Origin of the sequence: Larsenimonas rhizosphaerae (assembly GCF_026240105.1) — a bacterium.
Classification (GTDB): Bacteria; Pseudomonadota; Gammaproteobacteria; order Pseudomonadales; family Halomonadaceae; genus Larsenimonas; species Larsenimonas rhizosphaerae.
Window position 1 is genome coordinate 769,862 of sequence record NZ_JAPIVE010000001.1, and the last position, 17,147, is coordinate 787,008.

Genomic DNA, 17,147 nt, shown 5'->3' on the forward strand with positions numbered 1-17,147 from the left:
GGCGCAAGACTAGCGACCTCGTACCGGAGTAGCAATCAACGCATCCTGTTTTTAGCGCGATGCTGCCGGGCTGGCATGCCGAGTACCTTCAAGTGCTTCCAGCAAACCCTGCAGCGGGTGCATCAACTGCGTCTGCGAAAACCGGCTGACCTGGCTGCGGCAGGAATAACCGGTAGCCAGCAGACGAGTATCCATGGCCGTTTGTTCCACTATCGGCCGCCACGACATATCATAAATCCTTTCAGACAGCTCACGATGTTCCGCTTCATGGCCATAGGTGCCTGACATGCCGCAGCATCCGGCAGGGACCAGCTCCAGCGAGAGGCCAAAGGCCTTGAACACCTGCTGCCAGGCCTGAGGGCTGCCACCGGCACTGGTTTTTTCCGTGCAGTGACTCAATAGCCTGAAATGGCGAGATGACGAGACTGGTGACCCGGACCAGCGGCCTGCCAGGGTAACCAGCCATTCCTGCAGCAGTAAAACCTCGGGGCAGGCACCTTGTCCCAGTACCTTGGGATACTCCTGACGATAGGTCAGCGTCATCGCCGGGTCGACACCCACCAGTGGTACATCAAAGTCGGCCAGCGCCTTGAGATGACGTGCATTGCGACGGGCTATTCGCTCAAAGCGTCCCAGTTGTCCCATGACCTGAGCCGGTTTGCCGTTGGGCAGAAACGGAGCCACGAACACCTGAATGCCCAGCCGATTCAACAGTGTGACGACATCTCGGATCACCTGGCTGTCAAAGTAACGGGTAAAGGCGTCCTGCACCATGATGACGCTTCGAGCCCGTGCTTCAGGTGTCAGTCTGGCCAGTGTGATCGGGGTGGCTACCGGCACGCCCCAGCTTTCAAGCACCTTGTCCAGCGCTGCCCGGTCTATGGCGGGGGTATCTACCATGCCTGCCGCCTTGAAAAGGCGCTGGCCTGCCCGGCTGTTGATCCAGGCGTTATATAGGGGAGTAAACCGCGAAGCGAAGGGCAGGAGTCCTTCAAGTGAGCCGACGAGATGATTGCGCAGGGGCTGACCATAGCGTCCCTGATAAATGGCCATGAACTGACTTTTGAAGTCCGGCACGTTGACCTTGATCGGGCACTGGCCGGCACAGGACTTGCAGGACAGACAGCCTGACATGGCCTCATGTACTTCGTGTATGAAGGGATCTGCTACCGGGGGGGACAGCCGTCGCTGGAGTGCCTGGCGCAGTTTCTGCCACCGGCCGGCCTGCTCCTGCATGCGGGCTTCCTCGACAATATCCTGTCCGCGATGGCTCTCGCGACGAAGCCACTCCTTGAACAGCATGGCGCGCCCCTTGGGCGAATGAACCCTGTCTCGCGTCGCCTTCCAGCTCGGGCACATGGCATCGTCGGGATCATAGTTGAAACAGGCCCCATTGCCGTTGCAGTACACGGCGCTGGAGTAGTGGTTCCAGAGGGCATCATCAATATTACGGTCCAGGTCGCCACGAAACGTGACGCCATCAATCTTCAATAGCTCATCGGTACTTGCCGGCGGCGTGGCGATCTTGCCCGGGTTGAGTTGATTATGGGGATCAAAGGCTTGCTTGACCTCCTGCAGCAGGGGGTAGAGCGCGCCAAAGAAGGCCGGCGTGTACTCCGAGCGTATGCCTTTACCGTGTTCGCCCCATAACAGGCCACCGTGGCGCTGTGTCAGTGCTGCCACGGCATCGGAGATGGGCCGCACCAGCGCGGCCTGCGCCGGGTCACGCATATCCATGGCCGGCCGGACATGCAGCACGCCGGCATCCACGTGACCAAACATGCCGTAGCGCAGTCCGTGGCTGTCAAGCAATGCGCGAAACTCCTGTATATATTCGGGCAGACGGTCCGGCGGTACGGCGGTATCCTCGACAAAGGGCAGGGGGCGCTGTTCGCCGCGAGCATTGCCAAGCAGGCCTACCGCGCGTTTTCGCATGGCATAAACGGTCGAAATGGCCGAGCGGCCCCAGGCCTTTGTATATCCCAGGCGAGTCGGGCCTTCTCCCTTCTCAAGCGTCGCGATGAATGCCGCAACCTTGTCGGCCAGGGCCTGCTCGTCATCATCGTTGAATTCCACCAGGTTGATGCCACGGGTCTGTGGCGTATGGCCGTTCGCCGAGGTGGCGTTGGGCGGAAAATAATCGGCGACGCTGTCCCAGACCATATCGTCCATCGCCAGTAGCAACACGGTGTCGTCGATGGTTTCAATGGAGGTCGGCTGACAGGCCATCAGGGCTCTGGCATCGCTCAATGCATCCATGAATCCTTCATAACGTACATTGATCAGGGCGCTGTGGCGTGGAATCGGCAGAACGTTCAGGGTGGCTTCGGTAATCAGGCCCAGCGAGCCTTCGGCGCCACACAGGACACTGTTGGGATCAAGGCGGCCATCCTCGGTGCGAAGGTGTGGCAAGTCATAGCCGGTCAGGCAGCGGTTGAGCGGGGGGAAGCCGGCCATGATGGCGTCATGATGCTGATCAATCAGCTTGCGCAGCGTGGCATGAATTCGGCCACTGGCAGAGGGCTGTTGGCAGATATCGTCAAGCGTCCTGTCATCCACCGGGGCACTTTCCATCACTTCGCCGCCTATCAGGGCGGTTTTAAGACCAAGCACGTGATTACGTGTCTTGCCGTAGCTGCAGCTGCCCTGACCGCTGGCATCGGTGCTGATCATGCCACCGATGGTCGCCCGGTTGGACGTGGAAAGCTCCGGCGCAAAAAACAGCCCATGAGGCTTGAGCGCCGCGTTGAGCTGGTCCTTGACCACGCCAGGTTCGACAACCACTCGACGGCCGGCAACGTCGATATCCAGAATGCGGTTCATGTACCGAGTGACATCCACTACCAGCCCCTCGGTCAGTGACTGCCCGTTGGTGCCGGTGCCTCCTCCCCGGGGCGTGAGGACAATCGTCTGAAAGCGTGACTCTCCGGCAAGGGTGGCAATCCGGACCAGATCGGCCTGATGACGGGGAAACAGCGCCGCCTGTGGCGTGCGTTCATAAATCGAGTTGTCGGTTGCCAGCACGGTACGATCTGCGTCGCGCGTGGCGATATCACCCTCGAACCCGGTGTCTTTCAGGGCAGTGAGGAATGCGCCATAAACGTCGGCATGATGGGGGGTGTGTTCCGTGGAAATCGTGGTCATGGGCGCTACATACTGGTTGTCGACAGGAGTGTGTTCATTCTAAAGGGGTGCGTCGCTGCCTGCGAGTCCTGTTACTGAACGGTTTCAGTAAAAATGCTCATAAGATCAGGAGGAAAGTTCACCCGTGGAGCTTGATGGCGGTTTTCCATACAATGGAGTGCAGCAACAGCCGTTACAGGCTGTCGATCCATGTTTATTGACCAGGGAATGAATCACACCATGCTTGATCCCAAAGGGCTTCGCAGCGATCTGGAAGGCGTTGCCGCACGTCTTGCTACACGTGGTTATACGCTCGATACCGCTGAATTCGAGGCGCTGGAGACGCGTCGTCGTGAGCTTCAGAGCCGTACCGAGGAGCTTCAGAACGAGCGCAATACCCGGTCAAGGTCCATCGGACAGGCGAAGTCCCGCGGGGAAGATATCGAGCCGCTACTGGCTGAAGTCAGCGATCTTGGTGAACGGCTCGAAGAAGCCAAGGCAGCCCTGTCGGACACTCAGGAACAGTTTGATGCACTGCTGGCAGGGCTTCCCAATCTGCCCCATCCGGAAACACCGCTCGGCAGGAACGAAGATGATAACGTCGAGCTGCATCGCTGGGGCACACCGCGCGACTTCGACTTCACGCCGCGCGACCATACCGATCTGGGTGCGCTGCATGGCGAGCTTGATTTCGAGGCGGCAGCAAGGCTCACCGGTTCACGCTTTGCCGTGATGCGTTCCGGCATTGCCAGGCTTCACCGTGCACTGACCCAGTTCATGCTGGACACTCATACGCTCAAGCATGGCTACAATGAAGCCTACGTGCCTTACCTGGTCAACAGCGACAGTCTGTTTGGCACGGGCCAGTTGCCCAAGTTCGAGGAAGATCTGTTCAAGCTGGAAGGCGACTCCGGGTATTACCTGATCCCGACGGCGGAAGTCTCGCTGACCAATCTGGTTCGTGACAGCATTCTCGACGAGAGTGAGTTGCCTCTTCGGCTGACGGCTCACACTCCCTGTTTCCGCAGCGAGGCCGGAGCTTATGGCCGCGATACCCGCGGGATGATTCGCCAGCACCAGTTTGACAAGGTTGAAATGGTGCAGATTGTTCATCCGGACCATTCCTGGGAGGCGCTGGAAGAAATGCGCGGGCATGCCGAGGCGCTGCTTCAGGCGCTGGAGCTGCCTTATCGAGTGGTTACCCTGTGCACCGGAGACATGGGATTTGCTGCTGCCAGAACCTATGACCTGGAAGTATGGCTGCCTACGCAGGATACGTATCGGGAGATTTCTTCCATTTCCAACTGCGAAGACTTCCAGGCGCGGCGGATGCAGGCCCGCTTCCGGCTCAAGGGTCAGAAAAAGCCTCAGTTGGTGCATACTCTGAATGGGTCCGGGCTGGCGGTAGGACGCTGTCTGGTGGCCATCCTTGAAAACCATCAGCAGGAAGATGGCTCCGTACGCGTACCTGCCGTATTGAAACCTTATATGGGCGGTCTTGAGATCATCAATGCGACTGACTGATTACACGATCGGGTTGGGGATCTCTGTATGGATGTCTTGACGGTCCACTATACGCCAACAGCACTCAGGCTGCGGCTTCTGGGCGAGGGACGGCGTGCCGAGGTGCTGGCGCGTCAATGGGTAGGGCTTGGCGTAACGCTGACGCTTCACCCGCGCCAGCCACCCGAGGCATCGCTTTCTGCGCTGCTGGACGCATGCCACTGGCAGCAGGTGAATACCCCACCGGCGCCTGCGCCGGGAGATATCTGGGTCATCGCGCATGAGCAGCCGGAAGATGATCTGGTATGGCTTGACGAAGCGGAACGTGCAGGCGTACCGGTCTTTGCTCCCGGCTTTCCTGACCGGTCCACCGTGCATCTACCTGGGCGCTATGTTCAGGGGCAGCCCGTCCGACCAGGCGTTGCCGGTCGTGGGCGGGTGACCCTGGTCGGGGCCGGTCCGGGTGATCCGGGGCTCTTGACCCAGAAGGCAGCGGTTTGTCTTCGAGATGCCGACGTGATCGTGCACGATCGACTGGTATCGCGTGAAATCCTGGCTCTGGCTTCTCCTGATGCCCAGCGGTTTTATGTGGGCAAGGAACGTTCCAATCACAGTGTGGCTCAGGACGATATCAATGATTCGCTCGCACGCTGGGCGCGGGCCGGTTATCACGTGGTGCGTCTCAAGGGCGGTGATCCCTTTATCTTCGGGCGTGGTGGTGAAGAGCTTGAGGTACTTGCCCGCGAGGGGGTGCCATTTGAAGTGGTGCCGGGTATTACTGCCGCGCTGGGGGTGTCCGCCTGTACGGGAATCCCTCTGACACATCGAGATCATGCCCAGTCGGTACGCTTTATCACCGGGCACCTCAAAAATGGTAGTTGCGATCTGGACTGGCCTACGCTGGCGCACCCCGGCCAGACGCTGGTGTTTTACATGGGGTTGGGAACCCTCTCTGCGATCTGCGATAACCTGATAAGTCACGGTGCCTCACCCGAACGGCCGATTGCGCTGGTGGAGCAGGGCACCACGGCGCGTCAGCAGGTGCATGTAGGTACTCTGGCAGGCATTGCCGAGCAGATAAAATCGCTTGTTATCGCCCCGCCAACCCTGATTATCGTTGGAGACGTGGTGTCACTGCATGAAACGCTGGCGTGGTTCGATCCTGAAACCGCTCCAAGCCTGGGGTGGAGCCATGGCAAGCATCCAACGCCATCCACCACCTGAGATATGCCGGATGTGCATCTGGCCGATTAAATCATGAAGGAGCGGTTCAGGATCATGACGATCAGGCAAAGCAGCAGGGGAGACAGGAAGCCGCCTGCCAGCATGGCAAAAAGCTTCAGTTCTTCTCCTCTGACCGTGTGCCGATAGTTGCGACTGCTGATATGGGGGGACGGTGAGGTAAGGGTTGGTCTACTCATGAGGCAAGATCCATCTGCGCCTGAATCAGCATGTCCATCAACCCCTCGTCATTGGTCTCCGGGCGTGTGGCGCGAAGAATGATAAAGGCTGTTCTATGCGCTGATTCAAACAGGCCCCAGGCATCTTCCGGGGTTTTCCGGAACTGGCTGACCCATTGGGAAAGCCAGTGCTGGCAGGGCGTAAACTGCTCCATGTAGGCATGACCCTGATCATTCATGAGGTCCTCCAAGGCGTCGTCACCGACAGCGGTCCGGTTCTTGAGCGTACTGTTACCAATGTACTATGCACTACGTGGTTCGTACAGGAAGACCGTTACGCGACGTCACGATAGCTCATGTCTCTCATGCGACGCTCCCGTCCTTGCTGGTAGAGGGCGATTTCCTCGCTCAGGGCCAGTTCTCTGGCTACCTGGCGGAATTCGCCAACCGTGCACAGGGGGTGATTATTGGGGCAATAGAGCCAACGCGAAGCCGGGGTATGGCTGGTCAGCGTCGGCCAGTCGAGTGAACATCCGCACTCAGGGCAGCAAACATTTGAAGTGTTCATGAGCGTTGTCCTGTAAAAGGGCGCATCCTTGCGCGCTATCTCTGAAACTGTCCGTAACAGAATACAAAATATTATACGTCATCTTGCTTTTAGTTGTACACATCCTGTGCAAAACATGCTGTCCAAAGCGGGTGCCATTAGAGCAGGGGGGTATGACAAATAAATGACGTATTTAATCGATCACGTGATGAACTTATTTGTTTAACCCAAGTCAATGTGAGTGCTGCCCATGGCGGCAGCATTCCCTGCGTATTTACGCCCAACACTGTGTTGGGCGTTTTTTTATGCCGGAATAACGGGACCGGGAGGAAGGTAGTCAATCAACAGGCCGCCGTGAGCGGGGGAAGTCGCAACGCGTGCATTGACCCTGTAGGTGCGTTTGATCAGCTCGGGGGTAAGTACCTCCCCTGGAGTGCCCTGTGCGATCAGTTGCCCTTGATCAAGAACAATCAATTGATCGCAGTAACCGGCGGCCAGGTTCAGATCATGCAATGACACGATGCAGGTGACCGGCAGGGTATTGATCAGTGTCAGGAGTTCGAGCTGGTGTTGAATATCAAGATGATTGGTAGGTTCATCCAGTAGCAGTATATCCGGCTTCTGCGCCAGCGCCCTGGCGATCTGGGTCCTTTGACGCTCACCACCGGAAAGGCTGTGCCAGCGGCGATGCTGAAGGGCTGTCAGACCGGTATGTTGGAGGGCGCACTCAAGAGCCTGCTGGTCCACCTGTTGCCAATGACTGAAGGCGCCCCGGTGGGGTATTCGCCCCAGCGCGGCCACCTCCTTGATGGTCAGGTCTACATCGGTCACGGCATGCTGCTCTACCAGTGACAGGCGCTGTGCGATATGACGCCTGCCGAGCGTATCGAGACGGACGCCTTCCATTGTCACGCCGCCGCTGTCTGGCCGCGTCAGCCCGGCCAGACAGCGGAGCAGGGTTGACTTGCCCGACCCGTTCGGGCCCAGCAGGCCGACGGTCTGATGGCGGTTGACGGTCAGGGTGATATCGTCAAGCAGCAGATGGGCCTGAGCCTTCAGGCTCAGGTGGTGTGTACTGAGCATCATGGTCCGGGTCTGTGTCGATAGAGAATAAGGGCAAAGGCAGGGGCTCCCACCAGAGCAGTAACTACCCCGATGGGCAATACCTGTTGTGGCACCAGCATGCGAGAGCCTATATCGGCCAGTACCATGAAGTTGGCACCAATGACCACCGAGGCAGGAATCAGACGGAGATGGTTCGGCCCTGCCAGAAAGCGGGCGGCGTGCGGGATCACCAGGCCAATAAAGCCGACAGCCCCGATGATACTGACGATAATGGCGGTCATCAGCGCCGTTATCGTCAACAGTACAATGCGTACCGTCGTGACCGGTATGCCCATTGATGCGGCGCTGTCCTCCCCGAAGGCAAAGGCATCAAGCGCCCGGGCAAACAGCAGAACCACGACCGTGCCACAGGCTACCGTTCCCAGGGCAAGCAGGGCATCAGGCCAGCGTACGCCGGACAGGCTACCCAGCAGCCAGAACATGACGCTGCGGGACTGTTCAGCGTTGGCGGATGTACTGACCACCCAGGCGGTGAGGGCATTGAACAACTGAGCTCCTGCCACGCCAGCCAGGATGACGCGCGTGGTGCCCCCCTGTAATCCTCGAGCCAGCATCAGCACCAGGGTAAAGGCCAGGATGGCGCCTGAAAAGGCACCCGCCGATACCCCAAGTACGCCGCCGCCGACACCAAGCAGCATGACCATGACCGCGCCGGTGGACGCGCCTGCGGAAATGCCAAGTACATAAGGTTCGGCCAGTGCATTGCGCAGCAGCGCCTGAAGGATGACACCACACAGGGCCAGGCCGGCACCGGCGCAGGCAGCCATCAGGGCTCGGCTCATGCGGTATTGCCACACGATCCCTTCCTCGATGGGTGCAATATCGAAATGACTTATGCCGGTACCGTTGGCGATGGCCTTGAGTGTCGTATCAAGGGAAATGGGCATGGTGCCAATGGACGCCGCCAGCGCCATCATCAGCCCCAGCATGGCACACCCACCGGCCAGTAAAAGCCAGCGTGCACGGGGATGTCCGGCCAGCCAGCGGATCATGACGCCGGAGCAATATCAGGCAGCGCCTGACTGATCCGCTCGAGTGCATCCACCATTCGCAACGAAGGATTCAGGGACTGGGCCGGCACAATGACAACATGATTGTTCCTGACGGCGCGAAGCTCTCGGGTCACCGGATCCGCGCGCAGAAACGCAAGTTTTTGTGCAATATCATCAGCGGGGTACAGGCGTCGCTCCATGTCCGCCAGCACAATGATATCCGGGTCTGCCGCGGCAATACGTTCCCAGCTGACAGTGGGCCACTCCTGAGTGGAATCGATCACGTTCTCAAGGTGCAGTTCACGGTTGATCCATGCCGGGGCGCCCATGTTGCCGGCCACCCAGGCATCGCCCTGAAGTCGCGGGCTCGAGAACCAGTACACCACTTTCAGTGGCGCTTTTTCAGGCAGGGAAGCGGCTTGTTGACGGGCCTTCCGAATGCGCTCTTCAAGCGCCCTGCCGAGGGCTTCACCCCGGGCAGGGACATCAAATATCCGGGCCAGTTGTCTGATTTCCAGCAGGATCTGCGCCATGGTGAATGGGCGTACTCTGGCCCCGTCACTATTGGATGTATCGGTGACCTGCTTGCCGATGCAGTCACTGGGCGAGACCCAGGTCGCAATGCCCAGCTCCTCGAACTGGTGACGTGTCGCCACTTCACCATGGGGCCCCAGATGGTAGGTGTACTGCGCGGCGACAAAATCAGGTCGCCGTGCCGCGACGGCTTCAAGGCTCGGTGCATTGTCGGACAGGCGAGGAATATCGCGTCCCCTGGCAGCAAGGCGTTCCGGCAGCGGGCCAAACCAGACGCCGGTGCCTGCCATCCTGTCATCAAGCCCCAGTGCCAGAAACAGCTCGGTTTCATGCTGGCCCAGAGTGACTACACGCTCGGGAGGGCGGTCAAGGGTCACCTGATGGCCGCAATTATCGATGACAAGCGGCCAGCTGGTATGGGCGGGTGCTGACCCGGCAGCGGCCAGTGAACACCATAGGGTCGTTATTCCTCCCATCAGCCAGCCCCGAATACCGATACGCATGCATTTTCCTTTTGTTATCTTATAACAATTAACGGTGACGGCGCATGATAAAGGAATTTATCCCTGCGTGCAGTGATGTGGTGATGGCCTGGCCGCGTGTTGCGCCTGGCAAAGCCTGGGTTGATCTTAATATTGGAACCTGGCAGAAAGTAACCTTGGTGCTCATGTTTAACCATAGTTAATCTAGTGAACCACGAATTGACATGATACAGGGTAATGCCATGCCATGGACGACGCGCTCACCAGTGATATCAGCCGCCCGAGGGTGGCCGGCCGGCCTTTGTGCCCTGGTATTCGGCCTGCTTTCAGGCCCTCTCATGGCGGAGTCCCGGCCTGTTGTCGTCACCACGTTCACGATTCTGGCCGATATGGGGCGGGAGGTGGCGGGGGACAAGGCGGAAGTTGTCTCGATGATTCCTGCCGGGGCTGATGTCCATGAATATGCACCGACGCCCAGAGATATTATTCAGACTCGTCGTGCGGATCTGGTGGTATGGAACGGACTGGGGCTGGAGCGCTGGTTCGAGCGGTTCTATCAGGGGATGTCGTCGGTGCCGTCGGCCGTACTGTCTGACGGGGTGACGCCGATCCTGCTGGGTGAGGGCCGCTATCAGGGCAAACCCAATCCACATGCCTGGATGGCACCTGCCAACGCGGTCATTTACGTCAATAATTTCCGTGATGCCCTGATTGATATTGATCCGACAAACCGCGACGCTTATACCATAAATGCGGCGCAGTATGTGGCCCGCATCCAGGCCATCGATACCACCCTGAAAGCGCAACTTGCCCGTATTCCGGCGTCGCAGCGATACCTGGCCACCTGTGAGGGGGCCTTTTCCTACCTGACCACGGCCTATGGCTTCAATGAGTTGTATCTCTGGGCCGTGAATGCAGAACAGGAAGGCTCTCCACAGCAGGTTCGCCACCTGGTTGACGCCGTGCGCACGAAGCAGGTGCCGGTAACCTTCTGTGAAAGCACGGTCAGTGATCGGGCAATGCGTCAGGTTACTCGGGAAACCGGCGCCCGTTACGGGGGTGTGCTGTACGTTGATTCCCTGACCTCTGCCGAGGGCCAGGTACCTACCTATCTTGCGCTGCTGGCGCACAACGCCAGGGCCATGGCTGCCGGATTCGGTGTCGAGCAGAACGAGGTGACGCCATGACCGGTACGCCATCGACTGAAGGTGTGGCAGCCATCGATATCCAGCACCTTGGGGTGCGATATGCCAACGGCCATCTGGCCCTCGAGGATATTACCCTGACACTGGCGCCTGGTGAGGTCTGTGCACTGATTGGTACCAATGGCAGTGGCAAGTCCACCCTGTGCAAGGCCCTTCTGGGTCTGATCAGGCCGACGACGGGCAGCATTTCAGTGCAGGGCGGGCCGATTGCCCAGGCGCGCCGCCGCGGGAGTATCGCTTACGTGCCGCAGGCCGAGGACGTGGACTGGGACTTTCCGGTATCCGTGCGTGATGTAGTCATGATGGGACGGCAGGGGCACATGAACTGGTTGCGTCTTGCCCGACGTCATGATCACGCTCTGGTAATGGCAGCCCTTGAACGGCTTGATATCACGGCACTGGCGGATCGTCAGATAGGCGAGCTGTCGGGCGGCCAGAAAAAACGGGTATTTCTGGCGCGTGCGCTGGCACAGCAGGCGGCCATTCTGGTACTGGATGAACCCTTTACCGGGGTGGATGTTGGCACCGAGCAGTGCATCCAGTCGCTGGTTCGTGACCAGGGGCGGGAGGGCATGGCGGTGCTGGTCGTGACGCACGGGCTGGCATCCCTTGCACAGTACTGTGACAGTGTTGCCATGATCCACCAGCGCATGATCGCGGCTGGGCCGGTCGACACGACATTGACACAGGCCAATTTTCAGGCGGCCTTTGGTGGTCATCCGATGATGATGACTGACGAGGCCCATTGATATGCTGGAATGGCTGACCGCTCCCTTCGCCTATGACTTCATGAGTCGCGCCATCATGTGCGCCACACTGATCGGCGCGGTATGCGCGCTGCTGTCCTGCTTTGTAACGCTCAAGGGGCTTTCCCTGATGGGGGATGCGCTTTCCCATGCGGTTGTACCCGGCGTGGCGATTGCCTGGTGGGCCGGGTGGCCGCTGACACTGGCGGCCTTTATCACTGGCCTGCTGGCGGTTGGGGCCATGGGCGTGGTGCGCCGGCACACGGCGTTGAAGGGGGATGCTGTCATCGGGGTTGTTTTTACCGCCTTTCTGGCCCTTGGGCTGGTGATCGTATCGCTCAACCCGGCTGGTGTGCAGCTGTCGACCATCCTGTTCGGCAATCTGCTGGGCATCGGTGACGGCCAGGCGCTGCAACTGATGCTCATGAGCCTTGGGTGTGTGCTGGCCATTGGCCTGTGCTGGAAGGATCTGCGACTGGTCTGTTTCGATGAGCGTCACGCCTGGTGTATCGGCCTGCCGGTGCGTCGTCTCAATGCCCTGCTTCTGGCCCTGCTGTCATTGATGACCGTGGCCGGGCTGCAGGCGGTAGGGGCGTTACTGGTCATGGCGATGCTGATCACTCCCGGTGCGACGGCCTGGCTTGTCAGTCATCGGCTGGGACATATGCTTTGTCTGGCGCCGGTGTGCGGCGGAGGCAGTGCCTTTCTGGGCAGCTGGCTCAGCTTTCACACCAACACCTCGGTAGGAGGCACCATTGTGCTGCTCCAGACCGGATTATTTCTCGTGGTGTTGATGATCTCATCCTGCCTTGGCCGGCGTCGAACGCGCCGAATGGTGGCCGCAGTGGAGGCCACATCATGAGCCTGTTGCTGGAGGGGCTGCTGCTGCCCTTCACCTTTGATTTCATGCGCGAGGCGCTGTGGGTCGGTGTGGTGATTGCGGCCCTGTGTGCCTGGCTGTCCTGCTTTGTGGTGCTGAAGGGCTGGGCGTTGGCTGGTGATGCAATTTCACACGGTATCCTGCCTGGTGTTGTCATTGGTCACTGGCTTGGCGTGCCAATGGTGCTCGGGGCGGTAATCAGCGCACTGGGGTGTGTACTGGGCGCCGGGGCCATCACGTCACGATGTCGCATCAAGGAAGATGCCGTGCTGGGTATCGCAATGACCGGGTTTCTGGCGCTGGGCCTGGTACTGATTGCAGCCTCCCAGAGTACTATCCATTACATGCATATTCTGCTGGGCAACCTGCTGGGTGTTGAAGCCCATGTGCGCCAGCAGGTATGGCTGATGAGTGCCATGACCGCTGCGTTACTGGTACTGAAACATCGGGACCTGGTGCTGTACTGCTTTGATGCTTCGCAGGCGGCAGTGCTTGGAATGCCGGTAGCCCGTCTGCACCTGCTGCTTTTGACCTTGCTTGCCATGACGTCGGTGGTGGGGTTGCAGGCTGTCGGTGTCGTGCTGGTGGTGGCCATGTTGATTACACCTGGCAGTACAGCCTTTCTCTGGACACGCCGATTCGTACCCATGGTCATGGTAGCCATGGGTACGGCAGTGATATCGGTGATGCTTGGTCTGTGGGCGAGTTTCTACGCCAATGTGGAAACCGGTGCTGCCATTGTGCTGGCGCAGTCAGGCTTTTTTCTGGTTTCTTTCCTGCTGGCGCCTCGCAAGGGCGTGCTGGCTCGCTATCTGAGCTTTCGTCGTGCGGTGCGCACGGACCGCCGTCGTGCGGCGGCGTCCTGCACTGACTGAGTGTGTCGTCATGGAAATGTCATATCCTGCCGTCAGGATGTCCCCGACGCCCAGAGAGGCGAATCGATGATGACATGACCGATGGGGAACCTGCATGAGCAGCGAGATTGAAAACCATAACGACCTGAATCCTTCTTCCAATGCACCGTTTTCAACCGTGCTGGCGCGGCAACTGTCTCGTCGCCGTATCATGCAGGGCGGTCTGGGAATGGCTGCAGCGACCATGTTTGCAGGGTTCGGCCTGCCGGGAGCGGTCAGAGCCGCCATGACCCAGACCGGCACGCAGGCACCGTTGACACTTGGATTCAAGGCCATTTCCGGCTCCACCACCGATGCGGTCGTCGTTCCGCCGGGTTATCGTGCGCAGGTGCTGGCACCGTGGGGGACATCCCTGTCTTCCGCCGGAAGGCAGTGGTCTCCCGATATGGTACTGACGCCCGAGTATCAGGCCGGAGCCATGGGGATGCATCACGATGGGATGTATCATTTTCCGCTGAACGACGCCGATGCCTCTCGGGACTTTCTTCTGGCCGTAAACCACGAATATATCGATCAAGGCGCATTGTGGGCGCCACGCAATGGGCCGACCAATAATGCCTCGGGCGCCAGACCGGCGGATGAAGTGCGTACTGAAATCAATGCGCATGGGGTCGGGGTCGTCCGGATTCGTCAGAATGACAATGGCCACTGGCAGGTGGTACAGGATGACCGGCACAACAAGCGTTATACCTCACAGTCTCCCATGATACTGACCGGACCGGTGCGCGGAACGGATCATGTCAGGACGGCGTGGTCTCCCGATGGTACCCGCGTGCGTGGAACAAACAACAACTGTGCCAGCGGGTATACCCCCTGGGGCACCTATCTGACCTGTGAAGAAAACTGGCCGGAAGTATTCATCAATCGCGGTGAGCTGAGCGCGGACCAGAAACGATTGGGATTTCCCACGGATCGAGGCCGCTACGGCTGGGAAACGGCCACCGGCGGCAAGGAGGGTGAGTTTGAACGGTTCGATAATACACCCACTGCTGACAGTGCCACCGGGGACTACCGGAACGAGGCGCGCGCCTTTGGCTATGTTGTCGAAATTGATCCGTACAACCCGGAGAGTGCCGGCCACAAGCGCACGGCACTGGGTCGGTTCCGCCATGAGGGATGCTGGCCGGGGAGGGTCGTCGAAGGGCAGCCGCTGACCTTTTATACCGGTCATGATTCGCGCAATGAATATATTTACAAGTTTGTTTCCCGCAAGCGCTGGCAGGCGGCTGATGCCAACCGGCCGGGTGAGACCTATGACCGTCATGCCATCGGTGACAGTTACCTCAATGACGGTACGCTTTATGTTGCGCGATTTGATGATGACGGCCGGGGTCAGTGGCTGCCACTGACCCCGGAATCCTCGATTCCAGGAGGGGGCCCCGAGGGAGCCGGCACGCTGGGCGAGGTGTTTGGCGATCTGGCGGGTATCATCATCAATACCTGTGACGCCGCGGACCTTCTGGGTGCCACGCCGATGGATCGACCCGAGTGGGGTACGGTAGATCCCGCAACCGGTGAGGTATACATGTCGCTAACCAATAATTCCAAGCGTACGGCACAGGGTACCGAGGCCAGCTATACCGAAAAAGGGACCGATATTGATCAGATGGGTGTCGGGTATGCTACCGCACCGGTCAATGCACCCAACCCGCGCCCGGATAACGAGTATGGGCAGGTGCTTCGCTGGAAGGATGATGCCGATAGCCCGACCCGGTTCCAGTGGGAGGTCTTTCTGTTCGGCAGCGCCGCCAATGAGGACCCGCGGGTCAACCGCTCAGGGCTGACGGCAGACAACCAGTTTGCCAGTCCGGATGGGCTCTGGTTCGATCAGCGGGATAGTGCCGGCCACGGCATCCTGTGGATTCAGACCGATAACGGCCTCGACAAGGGGCGCGGCAATGCCGTTGCCGAGGCGACCAATGACCAGGTTCTGGCCGTGGTGCCTAGTGCCATGGGCAGCGGCAATGCGGGTGAGTCACTCAAGCGGTTTGCTGTCGGTCCGAATGACTGTGAAGTTACCGGCATCTTTGCCACACCAGACCGGACTGCGCTGTTTATCAATATTCAGCATCCAGGTAACTGGCCTGCCATGAACAGTGATGATGCCACGGTTGCTGCTGATGGCGCTGTGCGACCGCGCGCGGCCACCGTGGTGATTCAGCGCGATGATGGCGGTCCGGTAGGGGTGTAGGTGTCGCAGGATGGGAAGGGCAGGCCTGTAATGGCCTGCCTTTTTCATGGCCCCGGTAATTGTGCAGGTTGTGCCTGTTGCCCGGTGAGCGGTAGTGTTTGAACGTTACCGGGCGTAACCTTTAGTCGACAACAAGTTACATTTATCGGGTCGGCTGCCATGAAAAAAATTCCTTTCCTGTGCCGTATCGGCATGCATCACACTGAATTCCTGTCTGCTCGTGAACGTCGCTGTATCCGGTGCGGTCAGCTTGAAATCGGGCACTGCGACGAGCATGGGCGGGTCACTCGCTGGACGGTTGTTTACCGCCCGCTGAAACGCTCATTATCCGGCCCTGTCTTCGCCTCGCCGCGCTTCCATCCGGTATCTGTCGTTCAACATCTTCCCGCTGGATGATAACGGCACTGAAAGGCCGTGCGGCAGGATATGTCATGAGAGTGAACGTTGCCGCCTGGCCCGCTTCAACCAGCGTAGCCGTGCGTACTTTCTCAGATTCTGTACGTGATCGGTCTCATCGACGATATCCTGACCCAGGATCGTCTCAAACACGTCTTCCATCGTGATCAACCCCACCCAGGTACCGTTGTCATCGTATACCACGCTCAGGTGGTTATGCTCCTTGAGCATGGTGGTGAAAACCTTCTCGACGCTGTCGCTTTCCTGCATGGCCGTTACCGGTCGCATCAGCGTTCCGATCTGACCATCGGGATCAGCGTGGTAGGTATCAGCCTTGTGAATATAGCCGGCTGCATGTTCATCCTCGTCCATGACCGGAAAGCGAGTGAACTGCATATGGCTGTAGTGTGCGTCGAACTCGCTGACCTTCATGGCAGGGGTGACGGTTTCACATACCGTACGCGGGGTCATGGCGTCACTGATACTGATTTCATGCAGGTTAAGCATGTTGACGATGGTACGGGCCTCATCCTTGTCGAGTGCCTTTTCCTCCAGGCCGATGCGGGCCATGGTTGATATCTCGCTGCGCAGGTCCACGTCATCGGTCTGTCGGCTGATGCGGCGTGTAATGATTTCCGACAGCCAGATAAACGGTGACAACACCCAGATCATGGGCTTGAGCAGTACTGGCAGCAGCGGTGCCAGCCCTCGCCAGTAATTGGCGCCGATGGTCTTGGGGATGATTTCGGACAGTACGAGAATCAACAGTGTCATGATCGCCGAGGCCACTCCGATGTAGGTCTCGCCAAACAGCGCCGTTACCTGTGCGCCCACCCCGGTAGCCCCGACCGTATGTGCCACGGTATTGAGGGTCAGAATTGCGGCAAGTGGCCGGTCTATGTCCTTTTTCAGTGCGGAAAGGGCGCTGTGAAGCTTTGGACGCGTATCCTTCAACTGGGCAATGTAGCTGGGCGTCAGCGACAGGATTGCGGCTTCCATGATCGAGCACAAAAAGGAAATAACGATGGAAATCAGTGCAAAGACAATGAGCAGGATCATGAAAATCGCTATCCGGGGAAATGAATACTCATTCAAGAAGGCATCGACAG

General features: G+C 58.9%; 16 protein-coding genes. 8 read left to right on the top strand and 8 right to left on the bottom strand.

What is annotated here, in order from left to right:
* Nucleotides 1-51 precede the first annotated feature (51 nt).
* Nucleotides 52-3,144, bottom strand: a complete 3,093-nt coding sequence (gene ydiJ / locus OQ287_RS03585) for a D-2-hydroxyglutarate dehydrogenase YdiJ (protein WP_265895608.1) — start codon at nucleotides 3,142-3,144, stop codon at nucleotides 52-54.
* A gap of 219 nt (nucleotides 3,145-3,363) precedes the next feature.
* Between ydiJ and serS the strand changes: the two genes are divergently transcribed.
* Together serS and cobA are read left to right on the top strand one after the other, a co-directional pair.
* Nucleotides 3,364-4,647: a serine--tRNA ligase gene (gene serS / locus OQ287_RS03590; protein ID WP_265895609.1), complete on the top strand. Its 1,284-nt coding sequence runs from the start codon at nucleotides 3,364-3,366 to the stop codon at nucleotides 4,645-4,647.
* Nucleotides 4,648-4,674: 27 nt separating this feature from the next.
* A complete protein-coding gene (cobA, locus tag OQ287_RS03595) occupies nucleotides 4,675-5,850 on the top strand; it encodes a uroporphyrinogen-III C-methyltransferase (RefSeq protein WP_322974091.1) in 1,176 nt (391 codons plus the stop codon).
* Nucleotides 5,851-5,876: 26 nt separating this feature from the next.
* Here cobA and OQ287_RS03600 read toward each other — a convergent pair whose 3' ends face one another.
* The 6 genes from OQ287_RS03600 to OQ287_RS03625 form a co-directional block, all read right to left on the bottom strand.
* Nucleotides 5,877-6,047: a hypothetical protein gene (locus tag OQ287_RS03600; protein ID WP_250936641.1), complete on the bottom strand. Its 171-nt coding sequence runs from the start codon at nucleotides 6,045-6,047 to the stop codon at nucleotides 5,877-5,879.
* Nucleotides 6,044-6,265 (bottom strand): hypothetical protein, encoded by a 222-nt coding sequence (locus OQ287_RS03605; protein WP_250936642.1) that lies wholly within the window; start codon nucleotides 6,263-6,265, stop codon nucleotides 6,044-6,046. The genes OQ287_RS03600 and OQ287_RS03605 overlap by 4 nt, the downstream gene beginning before the upstream one ends.
* A 95-nt stretch (nucleotides 6,266-6,360) precedes the next feature.
* Complete coding sequence (locus OQ287_RS03610; RefSeq protein WP_265895611.1) at nucleotides 6,361-6,594, bottom strand: hypothetical protein; 234 nt, start codon at nucleotides 6,592-6,594, stop codon at nucleotides 6,361-6,363.
* Nucleotides 6,595-6,876: 282 nt separating this feature from the next.
* The gene (locus OQ287_RS03615) at nucleotides 6,877-7,659 is read right to left on the bottom strand and encodes an ABC transporter ATP-binding protein (RefSeq protein WP_265895612.1); all 783 of its coding nucleotides are present in this window, start codon (nucleotides 7,657-7,659) and stop codon (nucleotides 6,877-6,879) included.
* Nucleotides 7,656-8,690 (bottom strand): FecCD family ABC transporter permease, encoded by a 1,035-nt coding sequence (locus OQ287_RS03620; protein ID WP_265895613.1) that lies wholly within the window; start codon nucleotides 8,688-8,690, stop codon nucleotides 7,656-7,658. Before OQ287_RS03620 ends, OQ287_RS03615 begins: the two co-directional genes overlap by 4 nt.
* Entirely contained in the window at nucleotides 8,687-9,727 is a 1,041-nt protein-coding gene (locus tag OQ287_RS03625; protein WP_265895614.1) for an ABC transporter substrate-binding protein, read from the bottom strand. Before OQ287_RS03625 ends, OQ287_RS03620 begins: the two co-directional genes overlap by 4 nt.
* 317 nt (nucleotides 9,728-10,044) lie before the next feature.
* Between OQ287_RS03625 and OQ287_RS03630 the strand changes: the two genes are divergently transcribed.
* The 6 genes from OQ287_RS03630 (at nucleotide 10,045) to OQ287_RS03655 (ending at nucleotide 16,038) form a co-directional block, all read left to right on the top strand.
* Complete coding sequence (locus tag OQ287_RS03630; protein WP_265895615.1) at nucleotides 10,045-10,893, top strand: metal ABC transporter substrate-binding protein; 849 nt, start codon at nucleotides 10,045-10,047, stop codon at nucleotides 10,891-10,893.
* On the top strand, nucleotides 10,890-11,660 hold the full coding sequence (locus tag OQ287_RS03635) for a metal ABC transporter ATP-binding protein (protein WP_265895616.1): 771 nt from the start codon (nucleotides 10,890-10,892) through the stop codon (nucleotides 11,658-11,660). The genes OQ287_RS03630 and OQ287_RS03635 overlap by 4 nt, the downstream gene beginning before the upstream one ends.
* A 1-nt stretch (nucleotide 11,661) precedes the next feature.
* The gene (locus OQ287_RS03640) at nucleotides 11,662-12,519 is read left to right on the top strand and encodes a metal ABC transporter permease (protein WP_250936658.1); all 858 of its coding nucleotides are present in this window, start codon (nucleotides 11,662-11,664) and stop codon (nucleotides 12,517-12,519) included.
* On the top strand, nucleotides 12,516-13,412 hold the full coding sequence (locus OQ287_RS03645; protein WP_265895617.1) for a metal ABC transporter permease: 897 nt from the start codon (nucleotides 12,516-12,518) through the stop codon (nucleotides 13,410-13,412). Before OQ287_RS03640 ends, OQ287_RS03645 begins: the two co-directional genes overlap by 4 nt.
* A 94-nt stretch (nucleotides 13,413-13,506) precedes the next feature.
* Nucleotides 13,507-15,642, top strand: a complete 2,136-nt coding sequence (locus OQ287_RS03650; protein WP_265895618.1) for a PhoX family protein — start codon at nucleotides 13,507-13,509, stop codon at nucleotides 15,640-15,642.
* Nucleotides 15,643-15,801: 159 nt separating this feature from the next.
* Nucleotides 15,802-16,038 (top strand): hypothetical protein, encoded by a 237-nt coding sequence (locus OQ287_RS03655; protein ID WP_265895619.1) that lies wholly within the window; start codon nucleotides 15,802-15,804, stop codon nucleotides 16,036-16,038.
* 33 nt (nucleotides 16,039-16,071) lie between these two features.
* Here the strand turns inward: OQ287_RS03655 and OQ287_RS03660 are convergent, their stop codons facing one another.
* Nucleotides 16,072-17,097, bottom strand: a complete 1,026-nt coding sequence (locus tag OQ287_RS03660) for a CNNM domain-containing protein (protein ID WP_250936675.1) — start codon at nucleotides 17,095-17,097, stop codon at nucleotides 16,072-16,074.
* Between the last annotated feature and the right edge of the window lie 50 nt (nucleotides 17,098-17,147).